The sequence below is a fragment of the Pedobacter sp. genome, assembly GCF_040513095.1.
Classification (GTDB): domain Bacteria; phylum Bacteroidota; class Bacteroidia; order Sphingobacteriales; family Sphingobacteriaceae; genus Pedobacter.
In genome coordinates this window covers 1-14,748 of record NZ_JBEVDX010000052.1, presented here as the reverse complement: position 1 = coordinate 14,748, position 14,748 = coordinate 1, and the positions used below count along the sequence as shown (strand labels likewise).

Annotated in this window: 15 protein-coding genes and 1 pseudogene; 11 read left to right on the top strand and 5 right to left on the bottom strand. The window is 41.6% G+C overall.

Annotated features, from left to right (window positions below):
• Nucleotides 1–38: 38 nt before the first annotated feature.
• Together ABWY16_RS07470 and ABWY16_RS07465 are read left to right on the top strand one after the other, a co-directional pair.
• Nucleotides 39–782, top strand: a complete 744-nt coding sequence (locus ABWY16_RS07470; protein WP_353904019.1) for a zinc ribbon domain-containing protein — start codon at nt 39–41, stop codon at nt 780–782.
• 115 nt (nt 783–897) lie between these two features.
• Nucleotides 898–2,403, top strand: a complete 1,506-nt coding sequence (locus ABWY16_RS07465) for a tetratricopeptide repeat protein (RefSeq protein WP_353904018.1) — start codon at nt 898–900, stop codon at nt 2,401–2,403.
• Here ABWY16_RS07465 and ABWY16_RS07460 read toward each other — a convergent pair whose 3' ends face one another.
• The 5 genes from ABWY16_RS07460 to rsfS all read right to left on the bottom strand — a co-directional run bounded on the left by ABWY16_RS07460 (nt 2,404) and on the right by rsfS (nt 7,627).
• Complete coding sequence (locus tag ABWY16_RS07460; protein ID WP_353904017.1) at nt 2,404–3,228, bottom strand: hypothetical protein; 825 nt, start codon at nt 3,226–3,228, stop codon at nt 2,404–2,406.
• 56 nt (nt 3,229–3,284) lie between these two features.
• Entirely contained in the window at nt 3,285–4,364 is a 1,080-nt protein-coding gene (locus tag ABWY16_RS07455) for a 3-oxoacyl-ACP synthase III family protein (RefSeq protein WP_353904016.1), read from the bottom strand.
• Nucleotides 4,365–4,432: 68 nt separating this feature from the next.
• Nucleotides 4,433–5,077 (bottom strand): LutC/YkgG family protein, encoded by a 645-nt coding sequence (locus ABWY16_RS07450; RefSeq protein WP_353904015.1) that lies wholly within the window; start codon nt 5,075–5,077, stop codon nt 4,433–4,435.
• A 51-nt stretch (nt 5,078–5,128) separates the two neighbouring features.
• A complete protein-coding gene (gene ftsH, locus ABWY16_RS07445) occupies nt 5,129–7,219 on the bottom strand; it encodes an ATP-dependent zinc metalloprotease FtsH (RefSeq protein WP_353904014.1) in 2,091 nt (696 codons plus the stop codon).
• 33 nt (nt 7,220–7,252) lie between these two features.
• Entirely contained in the window at nt 7,253–7,627 is a 375-nt protein-coding gene (gene rsfS, locus ABWY16_RS07440) for a ribosome silencing factor (RefSeq protein WP_353904013.1), read from the bottom strand.
• A gap of 44 nt (nt 7,628–7,671) precedes the next feature.
• On the opposite strand from rsfS, the gene ABWY16_RS07435 reads away from it, so the two are divergent.
• From ABWY16_RS07435 to ABWY16_RS07395, 9 genes and pseudogenes are all read left to right on the top strand, one after another.
• Nucleotides 7,672–8,454 (top strand): biotin--[acetyl-CoA-carboxylase] ligase, encoded by a 783-nt coding sequence (locus tag ABWY16_RS07435; RefSeq protein ID WP_353904012.1) that lies wholly within the window; start codon nt 7,672–7,674, stop codon nt 8,452–8,454.
• Nucleotides 8,455–8,475: 21 nt separating this feature from the next.
• The gene (locus ABWY16_RS07430; protein WP_353904011.1) at nt 8,476–8,925 is read left to right on the top strand and encodes a protein-disulfide reductase DsbD domain-containing protein; all 450 of its coding nucleotides are present in this window, start codon (nt 8,476–8,478) and stop codon (nt 8,923–8,925) included.
• Nucleotides 8,926–9,129: 204 nt separating this feature from the next.
• Nucleotides 9,130–10,830: a protein-disulfide reductase DsbD family protein gene (locus ABWY16_RS07425; RefSeq protein ID WP_353904010.1), complete on the top strand. Its 1,701-nt coding sequence runs from the start codon at nt 9,130–9,132 to the stop codon at nt 10,828–10,830.
• Nucleotides 10,831–10,836: 6 nt separating this feature from the next.
• Nucleotides 10,837–11,820 (top strand): 6-phosphofructokinase, encoded by a 984-nt coding sequence (gene pfkA, locus ABWY16_RS07420; protein WP_353904009.1) that lies wholly within the window; start codon nt 10,837–10,839, stop codon nt 11,818–11,820.
• A 362-nt stretch (nt 11,821–12,182) separates the two neighbouring features.
• Complete coding sequence (locus tag ABWY16_RS07415; RefSeq protein ID WP_353904008.1) at nt 12,183–12,743, top strand: 30S ribosomal protein S16; 561 nt, start codon at nt 12,183–12,185, stop codon at nt 12,741–12,743.
• Nucleotides 12,744–12,831: 88 nt separating this feature from the next.
• A complete protein-coding gene (rimM, locus tag ABWY16_RS07410; protein ID WP_353904007.1) occupies nt 12,832–13,359 on the top strand; it encodes a ribosome maturation factor RimM in 528 nt (175 codons plus the stop codon).
• 10 nt (nt 13,360–13,369) lie between these two features.
• Entirely contained in the window at nt 13,370–14,047 is a 678-nt protein-coding gene (trmD, locus tag ABWY16_RS07405; protein WP_353904006.1) for a tRNA (guanosine(37)-N1)-methyltransferase TrmD, read from the top strand.
• Nucleotides 14,048–14,311: 264 nt separating this feature from the next.
• Nucleotides 14,312–14,509, top strand: a complete 198-nt coding sequence (locus ABWY16_RS07400) for a hypothetical protein (RefSeq protein WP_353904005.1) — start codon at nt 14,312–14,314, stop codon at nt 14,507–14,509.
• A gap of 164 nt (nt 14,510–14,673) precedes the next feature.
• Nucleotides 14,674–14,748 (top strand): annotated as a pseudogene (locus tag ABWY16_RS07395) (50S ribosomal protein L19); the annotation flags it as partial.

Sequence of the window (14,748 nt, the reverse complement as noted above, 5' to 3'; positions counted from 1 at the left end):
ACGGAGCATAATACAAACCCCATAAATTATTTCATTTAATGGAACAAACTGTAGAGCAAAAGCTAAAAGCTTTATACGAATTACAAACCCTTCATACAAAAATTGATAAAATACGTCAGATCCGTGGTGAATTGCCAATGGAAGTGGCTGATTTAGAGGATGAGGTTGCAGGATTGGAAACGCGTATACAAAAATTCAAAGCTGAACTGGATGAAACCGAAGACGCTATTGTAACGCGTAAAAACATGATCAAGGAATCTCAGAACCTGATTAAAAAGTATGATACGCAATTAAAAGAGGTAAAAAATAATCGTGAATACGATGCTTTAACAAAAGAAGTGGAAATCCAGTCTTTAGAGATCCAGGTTTGTGAAAAGAAAATCAGAGAGCACGGATTTGAAATCGCTTCGAAAACTGAGATTTATGAGAAAGCATTAGCTGATCTTGAATCAAGGAAAGGTGATCTTGACATTAAAAAAGGGGAATTGCAAACGATCACTGCCGAAACGGAGAAAGATGAACTTGCTTTATCCAAAAAATCTGAAAAAGCAGAAGCGGGCATTGAAGACAGATTGCTTGTCGCTTACAGAAGGTTGAGAGGAAATGCGGTAAACGGACTTGCAGTTGTTACGATTGACCGTGACTCTTGCTCGGGATGTTTCAACCAGATCCCTCCTCAGCGTCAGCTTGATATTCGTCAGCGCAAAAAAATCATCGTATGTGAACACTGCGGCAGAATTTTAGTTGATGAGGCATTAACACAGGAATCAGTTCCGGCTTAATCAGCAAAAAGATATTAGAATAGCGGCCAGGTTTATACCTGGCCGTTTGTTGTATAAAACAATCTCCCTGTTTCAGGCGTTTAATGGTATTGTTAAGTTCTAGAATTATTAATATATGCCTGCTAAAAGGAGTTTTACTCTGCTGATAAAAACTACAATTTTCTGCCTTTTTATCATTCTTCCAAATACAGTTCTTGCCAATTTTGATTTCAATGCGAATTGCCTCAGGGCCTATCAGCTGATCTTTGAGCTGAAACTGAATGCTGCCCGCCAGCTCATCGCCACCGAGAAAAGAACACATCCTAAAAATGCAATTGTCCCCCTTCTGGAAAATTATGCTGACTATTTTTACCTGATCACCTCAGAGAATAAGCAGGATTTTGAACGTCTGAAGGATGAGCGCTCCCGCCGGCTGGATCAGATCAGCGAGGAGGAAAGCAATTCACCCTACTATCTGTATGCCCAGGCAGAGATTAACCTGCAATGGGCCCTTCTAAGAAGCCGTTACGGTGAGTTTTTTACGGCTGCGAGGGAAATCAGAAAGGCAAATTCGCAGTTGCAGGAGAACAGCAAAAAATATCCGGGCTTTCATCTCAACAGCAAAGGCATAGGTCTGATCAATGTTTTTCTGGGTAACCTGCCGGATGGTATCCTAAAGACTGCATTATCTACATTCGGCATAAAAGGAGATGTACAGAAAGGCCTTTCAATGCTTGATAACCTGGCGCAGAACCTGCCCCGGTCTACCTATGAGCCCTTTTATGAAGAAGTCGTATTTTACTATTCCTTTGTATTGTCAGACATCGTGCATTCGCCTGATGCTTATGCAAAAACTATGAAATATACTGCCAGGATAGCCGATAGCAGTTTGCTTAAAGCCTATCTGCAGGCTTATGTCTGTGCCAGAAATGCACACAATGATGAGGCTATTTCGATATTGACAAACCGCCCATCGGGAGAAGCTTATCAGCCATTCCCTTATCTGGAACTGCTGATGGGAACCGCAAAGCTGAATAGACTCGATTATTCATCCTCCGCAAATTTTAAAAGATTCCTGGCTATAAATAAAGGCGTAAATTACGTGAAAGACGCTAACCTTCACTTGTCATGGGTAGCCTTATTAAATGGCGACACGGGAGCTTATAATGCGTACATGGGTAAAGTTAGAGGTGTAGGTTATACTTATGGGGAAAGGGATAAACAGGCGATGAACGAAGCCTCCGTTCCTGCCCCCAATGCCGAATTGCTAAAAGCCAGATTATTGTTTGATGGTGGTTATTATAACAAGGCCCTGGAAACTTTATCCGGACATAATGCTGGGGATTATAAAAATACCAAAGATAAGGCTGAATTTTACTACCGTGCCGGAAGAATATATGATGCACTTGAAAAAGACGACCTTGCTTTGCTGAACTATCAGAATGCCATCAATTTCGGCAAAAGCCTGAAGTATTATTACGCAGCAACTTCAGCTTTGAATATGGGAAAAATTTACATGAAAAGGAACAATGGAGCCAGAGCGAAAGCCAGCTTCAACCAGGCTGTCAATATGAAGGATCATGAATATGAGAACAGTATCGAGGCCCAGGCAAAAGAGGCCCTAAAAAGAATAAAAGACTAATCATTCAGGCTTTTTATTATCAGTTAAGGCCGCTTCAGCGGAAGTAAGTGCACCTACTGCCCCAACCAGTCCGGCAACAGCCATCGTCTTTGCAAATCCGGTGGGCCTGCTGTTGATGATAACATCACCTCGGTTATGTTTAAACTCGTATAGGTTTTCTGGACTGGCATTAGTTTTTATCATTCCGGAAACATAAAATTTCTGCTCCATTGTGAATGTTTTAGTTTTGTTTTCGTCTACTGTATACAGCGTCAGGTAACTTCTAAAATTTAGCGGGGTATTTAATGCATCGTATTCAGCTCTTTTTGCCGGTGCCTGTCCTGAACCATCATCATAGTTTAAAAATGTTTTGCGGAAGTCTGATTTCGGCAATGTGGTTATCTCAAGATTTTTAAGGACGTAAATTGTGCGTGTAATTTTGGAATGCGGGGGAATAAAACTTTCATGCTGGTTCAGTTTTGCACTTGCCGAGATAGAGCCGTCACTAAAGGTGCTGCCCCCCCTGCCATACTGGAAGCTTGATGATGAGGTGCTCCCTTCTATACTGATGATATCATTTGCATAAGTGTAGGCTTTATCTGCCGCTATCAGGGCAGATTTGGCCCAGTTGACATACATAGGTTCGTTGAGCTTATTAAAAATTTCTATGTTGAGCGGCTCATTTTCTCCAATGAAACTATAGCTCAGGGCGAGGGAATCATTTTCTAACTTGAATACACCTGTTGAATCAATACGGAGGCCAGTGCTGGCGATTGTACTCAGCTGATAAGCTTTGCATGACGATAATAAAACTATTGCCGCAATTATAACGATTGTATTTTTCATGGCTTTAACTGTTTACTCAAAAATAAACAACTTAAAGCAATAAAAAATTATCTGTATTAAAATTTATACACAAATGCATTAATGTGCATTCCTGCGCCTACCGAAGTGAAAACAGCATATTCTCCCTTTTTAACTTCATATCCCTCTACCTGGCCTTTGCGCACAAGATCGAGTAAGGTAGGAATTGTTGCCACAGAACTGTTTCCTAACCATGAAATAGTCATAGGTACTAAATTGTCCGGCACAGTATCCATGTCATACAATTTGAATAGTCTCTTCATGATCGCATTGTCCATTTTCCCGTTTGCCTGGTGAATAAACACAGTTTTGATATCAGTGATGTCGATTCCTGCTTTGTCGACTGCCATTTTCACTACCTGAGGAACATTTAGCACAGCAAATTCATACAATTTCCGGCCGTTCATTTTAAGATAAGTATTGCCGTCAGTAACTGTAGGATTACCGCTCGGCCCCATTACCAGCAGATTAGCCCAGTTGCCTGCATAGGTACTCGTTTTGTGAGCTATGATCCCAGTAGGTTCATCAGATTCCTGTGCCTGGAAGATCACTGCTCCGGCGCCGTCAGAAAAGATCATGCTATCGCGGTCATGCGGATCAATGATCCTTGAAAGTGTTTCCGCACCAATGACAAGCACTGTTTTTGCATCTCCGCTCTGGATCAGATAATTGGCCTGTATAGAGCCCTGCACCCATCCCGGACAACCAAATATAATATCATAAGCCACACAGTCCGGATTAACGATCTCCAGTTGTTTCTTCACCTTAACAGCAAGAGCAGGCAGCATATCCATTCGGTTGCTTCCTTTCTCAATGTCTCCGAAGTTGTGACAGAAAATAATGTGGTCGATTGTTTCTTTATCAATACCGGCATCTTCTATTGCGCGATGGGCGGCTATAGCTGCAATATTGCTGTTGATCATATTGTCATCAATATACCGGCGTTCCATGATCTCTGTGATCTCTGAAAACTTGGTAATGATCTCGGTGATGTTCTTTTCAATGATGGCTCCGTTCTCGTAAAAGATAGAGTCTAAGAATGATTCGCCTGAAATAATGTTATCCGGTATGTAACATCCTGTACCTGCGATTACTGAAAAAAGCTGCTTATTATTCATTGTATTGAACCGTAGACTGTTTTGGTATTTGGTATAAACCTATGATTAATTTCTTGAATATAAAAATTTTAAGAAAAATCGTCAATCAGGAATACAAACAATTCTTTTGGCCCGTGTGCGCCCAGAACAAGCGTCTTTTCGATGTCTGCGGTCCTGCTGGGACCGGTTATGGTACTGATCATTGATGGGATTTGAGCCCCATATTTATTTTTGATCAGCTTGAACCCATCTTTCAGATCCATCACCAGTTGACCGGTTCTGGCAATAACGATATGGTGATGGGGGAATATACTCAGCCTTCTTCCGGCTTCGTTTTGGTTGGAAAGCAGGATAGATCCATTACGGGCAATCAATGCTTCGCACATGGTAATTCCAACCTCGGCCATTTCAAAGTCTTTATCGGTCTTATAAAAGGGAAATTCGTAAGTAGCAAGGAGGTTCTGTAAATCAGGTTCCCAGCAATAGATCTTTCTCCATTTAAACTTATCTGCAAGCTCCAGGATATTTTCAATGAAATCAACACCGTTTTCACAGAAAATAAAATTGCCAGACACAGCAGTGAGCTGTTCGGCAAATAAGATTTCCGGAATTTCGGTGTTTTCTTTATAGATGGGTGTTTCCTCTAAATTAGGATAGGGATTATCTCTTTTTTCCAGCAGAGCTTTCCTAATCTTTTTTAACATCAACTCCTTTGAAGAAATATTCTCTTGCATAAAAAATGGATTTGCTATCACCCTGGGGTGATAGCTCCATAAAATAAATGATTAAGATTCTGCCTGGGCAGGATTAATAGGTGCAGAAGGGTCTGTTGTTTCGCCAACACCTTCATGTACAAGCCCTTCGGCCGCAGGTTTCTGATCACCTGTACCGTTTACAAACTCGTCATATGTTGTACGGTTATCGAAAGGGCGTTTACCCAGGATCTCTTCCAGATCTGCCTGGAACAGGATTTCTTTTTCCAGTAGTTTAGCTGCAAGTTTTTCAAGACCTTCCCTTTTATCTACCAGTAACTGCATCGTTCTTTCGTATACATCACCGATCAGCTTGCGGACTTCAACATCGATTAACTCTGACGTTTTTTCAGAATAAGGTTTGTTGAAGTTGTATTCGTTTTGCGGATCATGGAAAGAGACATTCCCTACAGCTGTATTCATACCATAAATGGTCACCATTGCGTAAGATAGTTTTGTGATTCTTTCCAGGTCATTCTGTGCTCCTGTAGAGATCTTGCCAAAAACAAGGTCTTCTGCAACCCGGCCTCCCATGGTCATGCACATGCCGTCCGTAAGCTGTTCTGTAGTATACAGGAACTGCTCTTTAGGCAGGTACTGTGCGTAACCCAGGGCTGCAACACCACGGGGAACGATAGATACTTTTACCAGTGGATCTGCGTGTTCCAGGAACCAGCCGGCAATAGCATGTCCAGCTTCATGGTAGGCAACTATGCGTTTTTCTTCAGGCGAGATGATTTTATTTTTCTTCTCCAAACCACCGATTACCCGGTCAATTGCATCCTGGAAATCCTGCATGTCTACCGATTCTTTGTTTCTTCTGGCGGCGATTAATGCGGCTTCGTTACAAACGTTTGCAATTTCGGCACCGGCAAAACCAGGAGTTTGTGCAGAAAGTTTTTTAGCATCTACAACCACATCAGTTTTAATAGGTTTCAAATGCACTTTGAAGATCTGCTCTCTGCCTACCAGGTCTGGTTTATCGATAGAAATCTGTCTGTCAAACCTTCCGGGACGTAGCAATGCGCTATCCAATACATCAGGACGGTTGGTTGCAGCAAGGATAATGATTCCTGAATCTGTTCCGAAACCATCCATCTCTACCAATAACTGGTTCAGAGTATTTTCACGTTCATCATTACCGCCCATCATGCTGTTTTTTCCACGGGCACGACCAATAGCATCCACCTCATCAATAAAGATGATACAAGGGGCCTTGTCTTTAGCCTGCTTAAACAAATCACGTACACGGGAAGCACCAACCCCTACAAACATCTCTACGAAGTCGGAACCCGACAGGGAAAAGAAAGGAACCTGTGCTTCACCGGCAACAGCTTTTGCCAGTAATGTTTTACCTGTACCCGGAGATCCTACCAGCAATGCGCCTTTAGGAATCTTACCACCGAGATTAGTATATTTTTTTGGGTTTTTAAGGAAATCGACGATCTCCATTACCTCCTGTTTCGCTTCTTCCAGGCCGGCAACGTCATTAAATGTTACGTTAACCTGGCTTTCTTTGTCGAACAGTGTAGCCTTAGATTTTCCTATATTGAAGATCTGACCGCCGCCACCGCCTGCGCCGCCACCCATTTTCCGCATGATAAATATCCAGAAACCGATAAACAATAAAACGGGGATAATCACAGTGAAAAACCAGGAGTTAAATGTGCTCTGTCTGGTTTCTTTTACAGCAAGAATCTGATTTTCAGCAGGAATTGTACTCTGAGAATCTTTCAGCTGTTTGTCCAGGGCATCCATAGAGCCGGCAGTAAACGATACTGTAGGGCCACCGGCTGATCCGAAATTGCTTTTGGTCTCATATTTTTTGTATTTCTCCTGATTTAACCGGTCTGGCTTGATAAATACATCAGCTCTTACGAGGTCTTCATATTTATAGGCAACAATCTTCTGCACATCACCTGGCTGAAGCATAGTTGTTTCAAATTCACGGTAGTCGATGGTTTTATTGGTGTCGTTTGTAAACAGCACCGAAACCAGGACAAGCCCTAAAATGATAGCAGCGTATACCCAGAATATATTGAAGTTAGAACCCTTTTGGGGTTTTTTCGGAATATTTGGTATCCGCTTGATTAATTTGGGCTTTGTATTTTCTTTCTCTTTCATCGTTTATTCAAAAAAATGTATAAGGTTGTAAGGTTATGCGCTTTGGTAGCTGGTCGTTTGTGCGTCTCCCCAAAGATCTTCGATTCCGTAGAAATCTCTTTTCTCGGTTCTGAAGATATGAATAACCACGTCAAAATAATCTAATATTATCCACTCTGCATTTTCTAACCCTTCTTTTCTCCAGGGCGTGGATTGGGTGCTTTTGTAAATTTCATCTTCAACACTATCTGCGATAGCCTTCACCTGGGTTGAAGAATCTGCGTTGCAAACTATAAAATAATCTGATACAGAACTATTTAGATCTCTTAAGTCCAGACGGACAATATCATGTCCCTTTTTTTCCTGCATGCCATGAACGGCTATTTCTGAAAGGTAGGTAGAAAGGTTTACTAATTTCTTTTTTACCATTAAAATGTTTTATTTTTGATAAATAACTACTATAAAATCAACTATTGCAAAATAACACTTTTTCAACATTATTTGTTGGTCAAAATCTTATCAAATTATCAGCAGTTGATTCTACCAATAACTTTTTGAAAAGGATGGTGTCAAATTCCGAGCCATTACCCGAGGGAACTGTTATTATGGCAGAGAATCAATTTGCAGGAAGAGGGCAGGTAGAGAGCAACTGGCTGGCCGAACCCGGAAAAAATCTTACCTTCAGTATTCTTCTGCAGCCGGCATTTCTACACCTTGCTGAACAATTCAGGCTAAACATGGCTGTAAGCGTTGCCATTCAGCGTGCACTGAAGCCAATCATCGGGGAGGGGTTAACCATCAAATGGCCCAACGATATTTATTTTGGGGCTAAAAAGCTGGGTGGGATCCTGATAGAGAATATCGTATCTGGCGGACGGATCAAAGCCTGTATAATTGGAATAGGGATCAATGTTAACCAGGAGGTCTTTGAAGCAGGCCTGGAGAGCCGTGCAGGGTCGATCTGTCAAATTTTACACGAGCATGTTAATTTAATATCGCTTTTGACACAAATTTGCAGTCATATAGAAGTGACCTATTTAAAATTAAGAGCAGGAAATTATAATACCTTGGGGGAAGAGTATTTAAGCTTTCTCTACCGGCTGAATGTTAAGGCCGCCTACAGACAAAATGGCGAGATAATCGAAGGTAAGATAATAGGTGTGAGTGATACTGGATTATTGAATATGGAAACCGAAGAAGGAGTAATGACGTATAATTTTAAAGAAATAGAATTTATTAACCAACCGAATAAATAAAAAACACCAAAACAAGTAACCATGAAAAGAGTAACCTTAGTATTTGCAATGTTATTGTTCACCGTTCTGGGAGCCTCAGCTCAGATCGAAACGCCGGTAACATGGTCTTATGCGCAGAAAAAAATCAGCAGTACTGAAGCCGTAGTCTATATCAAGGCAACAATTCAGGATGGATGGCATATCTATTCACAGAATGTAAAACCGGGAGGACCCGTTAAAACAACCATTAAATTTAGTCCGTCTAAGGAATTTACCAAGGTGGGGACTACCACAGAACCAAAACCACTTTCGAAGTTCGAAAAGGTTTTTGATATGAATGTGGGATATTTTGAGAAGTCTGTTGTTTTTCAGCAAAAAATCAAACTGAATAAACCTACAGCTGCCGTTACCGGAACAATAGAGTTCATGGTATGTGACGAGTCGAGATGCCTTCCACCGGATGAAATCAAATTCGCCGTACAGGTGAAATAAGAGAGACTAATATTTCTATCAGAGCCCCGGAAACCCCGGGGCTCTTTTTGTTGGCGGAGGGATGAATATCCATAAACAGTAAAATAATAAATACGGCCGGCCCCAAAACTTTTTAAACAAGAAATTATAAGTAATTTCACGGCCTCAAAGAAACTGACAGCAAAATACTGCCGCAAGCAGGTTGTGTAAATAAATAATACTAAAATGAAGAAGTTAATTTTAATGTTTGCCCTGATACTTGGAGCCTTTATCCTGCAACCCGGACAAAGTTTTGCATTTACTCAGCAGCAGGATTCAACCGCTGTGGCAGAGGATATTCAATTCACTGAGATCGGTTCTGCGGCTGACAGTGCTGCAAATGCCGGGATTAAACAGGATACCCTGCAAAAAGACACGGTAAAGTCTGCAGCAACTGTTGCTGCTATACAGCAGCGGCCCTCATCTGACCAGGAAAAAACTTTATGGCAAACATTCATACAGGGGCTCATAGGTGGATTTATCGCCTTTCTGATGCCTTGTATCTTCCCGATGGTGCCGCTTACGGTAAGTTATTTTACCAAAAGGGCAGGCAGTAAAGCTAAAGGAATAGGACAGGCGCTGATCTATGGTGTGTCTATCATTATTATATATGTAGCATTCGGGTTATTTATTACATTGGTTTTTGGTTCTGCCAAATTAAATGAACTCAGCAGCAGCGGTACATTTAACTTTGTCTTTTTCATCTTGCTTGTTGTTTTCGCAATTTCCTTTTTTGGCGCATTTGAGATCAATTTGCCAAGTTCTTTTGTGAACAAGATTGATCAGAAGGCAGATAACAGTAAAGGTCTGGGTGGTATATTTTTTATGGCGGCTTCACTTGCGCTGGTTTCATTCTCCTGTACAGGGCCTATTATAGGCACATTGCTTGTTCAGGCAAGTTCTAAAGGAGAAATCCTTGCACCAGCAATAGGGATGTTTGGCTTTGCCCTGGCGCTGGCACTTCCTTTCACACTTTCGGCGGTATTCCCGGGATTCTTAAACAGCATGCCTAAGTCAGGCGGCTGGTTAAACAGCCTGAAGGTATGCCTTGGCTTCCTGGAGCTTGCCCTGGCATTAAAATTTCTTTCGGCGGCTGACCTGGTTTGGCACTGGGACTGGTTTGACAGGGAGATCTTCCTGGTATTATGGATTGTAATCTTTGCGCTTATGGGATTGTATATCATCGGGAAACTCAAGTTTTCTCACGACAGCGACCTGCCGTACGTAACCGTGCCAAGGCTTTTCTTCGCTATATTCTCCTTTTCATTTGCAATGTACCTGGTGCCCGGCCTCTGGGGCGCACCTGTGAATATCCTGAGTGGTATAGCTCCCCCCTTAAATACACAGGATTTTATCCTCGGGAGTAGCGCAGGCGAAAGTTCTTCTGCTGCATCCTCGTCTTTTCCGGCGACTGTAAAATACAATGATGTTCTACATCCGCCGCATGGTTTCAATGCATTTTTCGATCTTGATGAAGGGCTTGCTTATGCTAAAAAGGTGGGTAAACCTGTTTTGATAGATTTTACCGGACATGCCTGCGTAAACTGCCGTAAAATGGAAGATAAAGTTTGGATAGACCCTGAAGTGGGTCATCTGATCAAAGATGAGTTTGTACTCATACAATTATATGTGGATGAACGTTCTGTTAAAATGCCGGCTGATAAAGTTCATTATTCAAAAATCCTGCGTACCACCACTGATGATCTTGGCAGATGGAACGGGGATTTCCAGGCCACAAACTACAATTCCAATTCACAGCCTTTTTATGTAATGGCCGGACCAGACCTGGTTCCGCTGGTTTCACCACAGGGTGCGATCTTTGACGCAAAACTATACGCTGCTTATTTACAAAGCGGACTCGATAAATTTAAAGCATCCAAGAAATAACAAAGAATGAACAAGATTAAAAACATTGCTGTATTAACATCAGGTGGAGACGCACCGGGAATGAACGCTGCCATAAGGGCAGTAGTAAGAGCCGGGATTTATTACGAATTGAACGTTTTTGGGGTATACAGAGGATATGAAGGATTAATCAACGGTGATTTTCTTCCGATGGAGCGGAAGTCTGTAGCGAACATAATACAACGCGGCGGAACAATTCTGAAAACTGCACGGAGTGATGAATTCCGGACGCCTGAAGGCAGGAAGAAAGCATTTGACCAGCTGAAGGCACATAATATTGATGCATTGGTTGTAATTGGCGGAGACGGGACTTTCACTGGTGCCAACCTGTTTTCTCTGGAATATGATATTCCGGTAATTGGTCTGCCGGGCACAATTGATAATGACCTGGCGGGGACAGATTTCACAATTGGATATGATACGGCGATTAATACTGTAGTGAATGCGATTGATAAGATCAGGGATACTGCGGAATCGCACGACAGACTTTTCATTGTTGAAGTTATGGGCCGTGATTCTGGCCTGATTGCACTGAGAAGCGGTATTGGTGTAGGTGCAGAAGCAATCATGATTCCCGAGGCCAATATGGGTGTGCAGGGACTGATCGACAGACTGGAATATGGGCGTAAGGATAAGGCTTCGAAGATTATTATTGTTGCAGAAGGAGACGATGCAGGTGGTGCTTTTAATGTAGGAGAGGTGCTTAAAGAGAAGTTTCCTCAATATGATATACGGGTTTCTGTGCTGGGGCATATCCAGCGTGGTGGCAAGCCGAGTTGTATGGACAGGGTGCTGGCGAGCCGTTTTGGTGTTTCTGCAGTGGAAGGACTGCTGAACGGGGAGTCTGGTAAAATGGTGGGGCAGGTCAATAAGGAGATCATTTTTACACCGTTCGACCATGCTATTAAACATATTGATGCTGAAGAAGTAAGCCCTGTCTGGCTGAAACTTGTAGAGATTCTTTCGCTGTAATTAAGTTAAGATTTTCTGGTTTTTATTTAAAGCGTGTCTGGTTTCAATGACTTGCGTTTTTTGCTTCAGCAAATGCAGCATTGGAACCAGTCATCCTTTTTAAAATTTACATCAACCTATCCAGTACCTGCTGCCAGTTGTCTACATGCTCAAAGTTGGTGATCAGGATATTGTGGGGAGACGCGGTTATAAAGTTGGATAAACAGCTTATTAAAGGCGAAATTCTTCAATTCGCCGCTAAATTCATGATAATTGAATTTAAAATCGCGGCATCTTGCTAATCATTAGTATTTTACTTACTTTTGCGTCCCCGCAAGCATGTAGCTCCGGGAACTATGTTGAATACATAAACTTATAAAAGAATGGCAACTAAAATCAGATTGCAAAGATTCGGTAAAAAAGGGAAACCTTTTTTCCACGTAGTGGTAGCGGATTCCCGCTCACCAAGAGATGGTAAATTCATTGAGCGTTTAGGTTCATACAACCCAAACACCAATCCTGCAACTATCGAAATCAATTTCGAAAAAACATTAGACTGGGTTAACAAAGGTGCTGAGCCTACTGACACATGTCGCGCAATTCTTTCTTACAAAGGTGTTCTATACAAAAAACACTTAGAAGGTGGTGTGAAAAAAGGTGCTTTAACTGCTGAACAGGCTGATGCTAAATTTGCAGAATGGTTAAGCGCAAAAGACGGTAAAATCGAAGGTAAAAAAGACGGTCTGACTAAATCTAAGGATGAAGTTAAAAAAGCCGCTCTTGCTGCTGAAGCGAAGAAAAACGCTGATCGTGCTGCTGCTCTTGCTATCAAAAATGCACCTGTTGAAGAAGAAGTAGTTGAAGAAGAAGCTCCTGCAGCTGAAGCGGAAACTGCAGAAACTGAAGCTCCTGCAACAGAAGAAAACACAGAAGAACAAGCATAGTATTTTGTAATTCTTAATCATAGCGAAGAAACCATTCATCTGAATGGTTTCTTCGCTATTTTTATTTAAAGAATAATTGACCACCAGGATGACACACGAAGAGGCATTTTATATTGGGTATATTACCAAAACAAAAGGATTAAAGGGAGAGGTACAGCTGTATTTCGAATATGATGAGCCTGGTCTGCTTGACCTGGATGTGGTATTTGCAGATATCAATGGTAAAATGGTGCCGTTTTTTGTATCGGTTTACAAAATGCAGCCCAACAATACCTGCAATATTTATTTTGATGATATAGATCATATCGACAAGGCTCAGCCTTTGCTGAGAAAAAAGATCTATCTGCCGCTGACCAAAATGCCGGACCGTTCTGATGATGAATTTCATTACAATGACCTGAAAGGGTTTATCGTGACGGATAAAACTATTGGTGAGCTTGGAGAGATTATTGAGATCAATGAGTATCCACAGCAGTTTGTAGCGACCGTGACATACCAGAATAAGGAAATCATGTTCCCTTTAAATGAGGATATGATCATTGAGATCGATGAGGATGAAGGTACCCTGCTGGTTGACCTTCCCGACGGATTGCTGGATATATACCTGTCTAATTAATTTTAAACGTATGCGTTTCGATATCATTACCGTTTTACCAGACCTGCTGCAAAGTCCTTTTGCGCATTCAATTCTTCAGAGAGCCCAGACTAAGGGCATTGCAGAGATCGTGGTTCACAGCCTGCGGGATTACTCTGCCAACAAGCAGCGTAGTGTGGATGATTATCCGTACGGTGGAGGCAGCGGAATGGTAATGTCTATAGAACCTTTCGCTAAATGCATTGAAGCCTTACAGGCGCAGAGAACGTACGATGAAGTCATCTTTATGAGCCCGGATGGAGTTACACTGAACCAGTCGATGGCCAATGAGCTTTCTGGTCTGGGAAATGTGATTATTCTGTGCGGTCACTACAAAGGAATAGACCAGCGGATCAGGGATATTTATGTGACGCGGGAGATCTCTATAGGAGATTATGTGTTGTCAGGTGGTGAGCTCCCTGCTGCAGTTCTTGTAGATGCTATCGTAAGGTTGATACCAGGCGTACTGAATGATGAAACCTCAGCACTCTCTGACAGTTTTCAGGGTGGACTGCTGGACGCTCCAATTTATACCCGCCCTGCCGACTGGAAAGGTCATCTTGTTCCTGAGATTCTATTGAGCGGTCATGAATCTAAGATCAATAACTGGAGGCATGAAATGGCATTGGCCCGTACGCAACGCCTCCGGCCGGATTTGCTGGAAGATTAAACGCTGTAATTCCTTTTCTATTGCCTATATCTCGTCTCGGTTCGCTCACACTGAATTCTTTTCATTTCTGAATAAAGTAAATTCTTTTCATTTATTTTATTTTAAATGTAATTATTTATATATTTACGACATCGGTTTCTGAAGATGGTTTCAGGATGATGTAAAGGATCAAAATAAATTTCAAAAGAGATGGTTGAAAAAATCGAAAAGTATAAGATTAATGCTTTCTTAGACAACATGACGATTAGAGAATACAAATTTGCGATGAAGATGATACCTCAGATATTGGATGTATCGATGAATACATTTCATAATTACCGGAGAATAAAAGTAGGTGACCGCCAGGACATTCCTTACGAAAAAGTTAAACAGCTTGAAATATTATTTGGGATTGAAAGTGGTACACTGATCAATGGTAAAACCAGAGGAAAAAGCCTTGCACAATTATTCAAGGGCGAATAACAAAGAATTTTTCTTCCCTGAAGAAGGCCTTCAGTGGAGATCAGGGATGTGAATTTTAAAAAGAATGTGGAAAAAAACAAAATTCCCTTTTATTTATAAAATAAATTTCCTAATATTGCAGTCCGATTTTAAACAACAAAAAGTCGGCTTAATAGCTTAAAATCATGGATTTAGTAAAATTTGTTGAAGAGCAGGTAATCGCAAAGAACGAGTTTCCTGCATTCAAATCAGGAGATACA

What these genes read in the sequence shown, in the direction of transcription:
- ABWY16_RS07470 (WP_353904019.1), top strand. Translation starts at nt 39, where the DNA reads ATGGAACAAACTGTAGAGCAAAAGCTAAAAGCTTTATACGAATTACAA.
- ABWY16_RS07465 (WP_353904018.1), top strand. Translation starts at nt 898, where the DNA reads ATGCCTGCTAAAAGGAGTTTTACTCTGCTGATAAAAACTACAATTTTC.
- ABWY16_RS07460 (WP_353904017.1), bottom strand. Translation starts at nt 3,228, where the DNA reads ATGAAAAATACAATCGTTATAATTGCGGCAATAGTTTTATTATCGTCA.
- ABWY16_RS07455 (WP_353904016.1), bottom strand. Translation starts at nt 4,364, where the DNA reads ATGAATAATAAGCAGCTTTTTTCAGTAATCGCAGGTACAGGATGTTAC.
- ABWY16_RS07450 (WP_353904015.1), bottom strand. Translation starts at nt 5,077, where the DNA reads ATGCAAGAGAATATTTCTTCAAAGGAGTTGATGTTAAAAAAGATTAGG.
- ftsH (WP_353904014.1), bottom strand. Translation starts at nt 7,219, where the DNA reads ATGAAAGAGAAAGAAAATACAAAGCCCAAATTAATCAAGCGGATACCA.
- rsfS (WP_353904013.1), bottom strand. Translation starts at nt 7,627, where the DNA reads ATGGTAAAAAAGAAATTAGTAAACCTTTCTACCTACCTTTCAGAAATA.
- ABWY16_RS07430 (WP_353904011.1), top strand. Translation starts at nt 8,476, where the DNA reads ATGAAAAGAGTAACCTTAGTATTTGCAATGTTATTGTTCACCGTTCTG.
- ABWY16_RS07425 (WP_353904010.1), top strand. Translation starts at nt 9,130, where the DNA reads ATGAAGAAGTTAATTTTAATGTTTGCCCTGATACTTGGAGCCTTTATC.
- pfkA (WP_353904009.1), top strand. Translation starts at nt 10,837, where the DNA reads ATGAACAAGATTAAAAACATTGCTGTATTAACATCAGGTGGAGACGCA.
- ABWY16_RS07415 (WP_353904008.1), top strand. Translation starts at nt 12,183, where the DNA reads ATGGCAACTAAAATCAGATTGCAAAGATTCGGTAAAAAAGGGAAACCT.
- rimM (WP_353904007.1), top strand. Translation starts at nt 12,832, where the DNA reads ATGACACACGAAGAGGCATTTTATATTGGGTATATTACCAAAACAAAA.
- trmD (WP_353904006.1), top strand. Translation starts at nt 13,370, where the DNA reads ATGCGTTTCGATATCATTACCGTTTTACCAGACCTGCTGCAAAGTCCT.
- ABWY16_RS07400 (WP_353904005.1), top strand. Translation starts at nt 14,312, where the DNA reads ATGAAGATGATACCTCAGATATTGGATGTATCGATGAATACATTTCAT.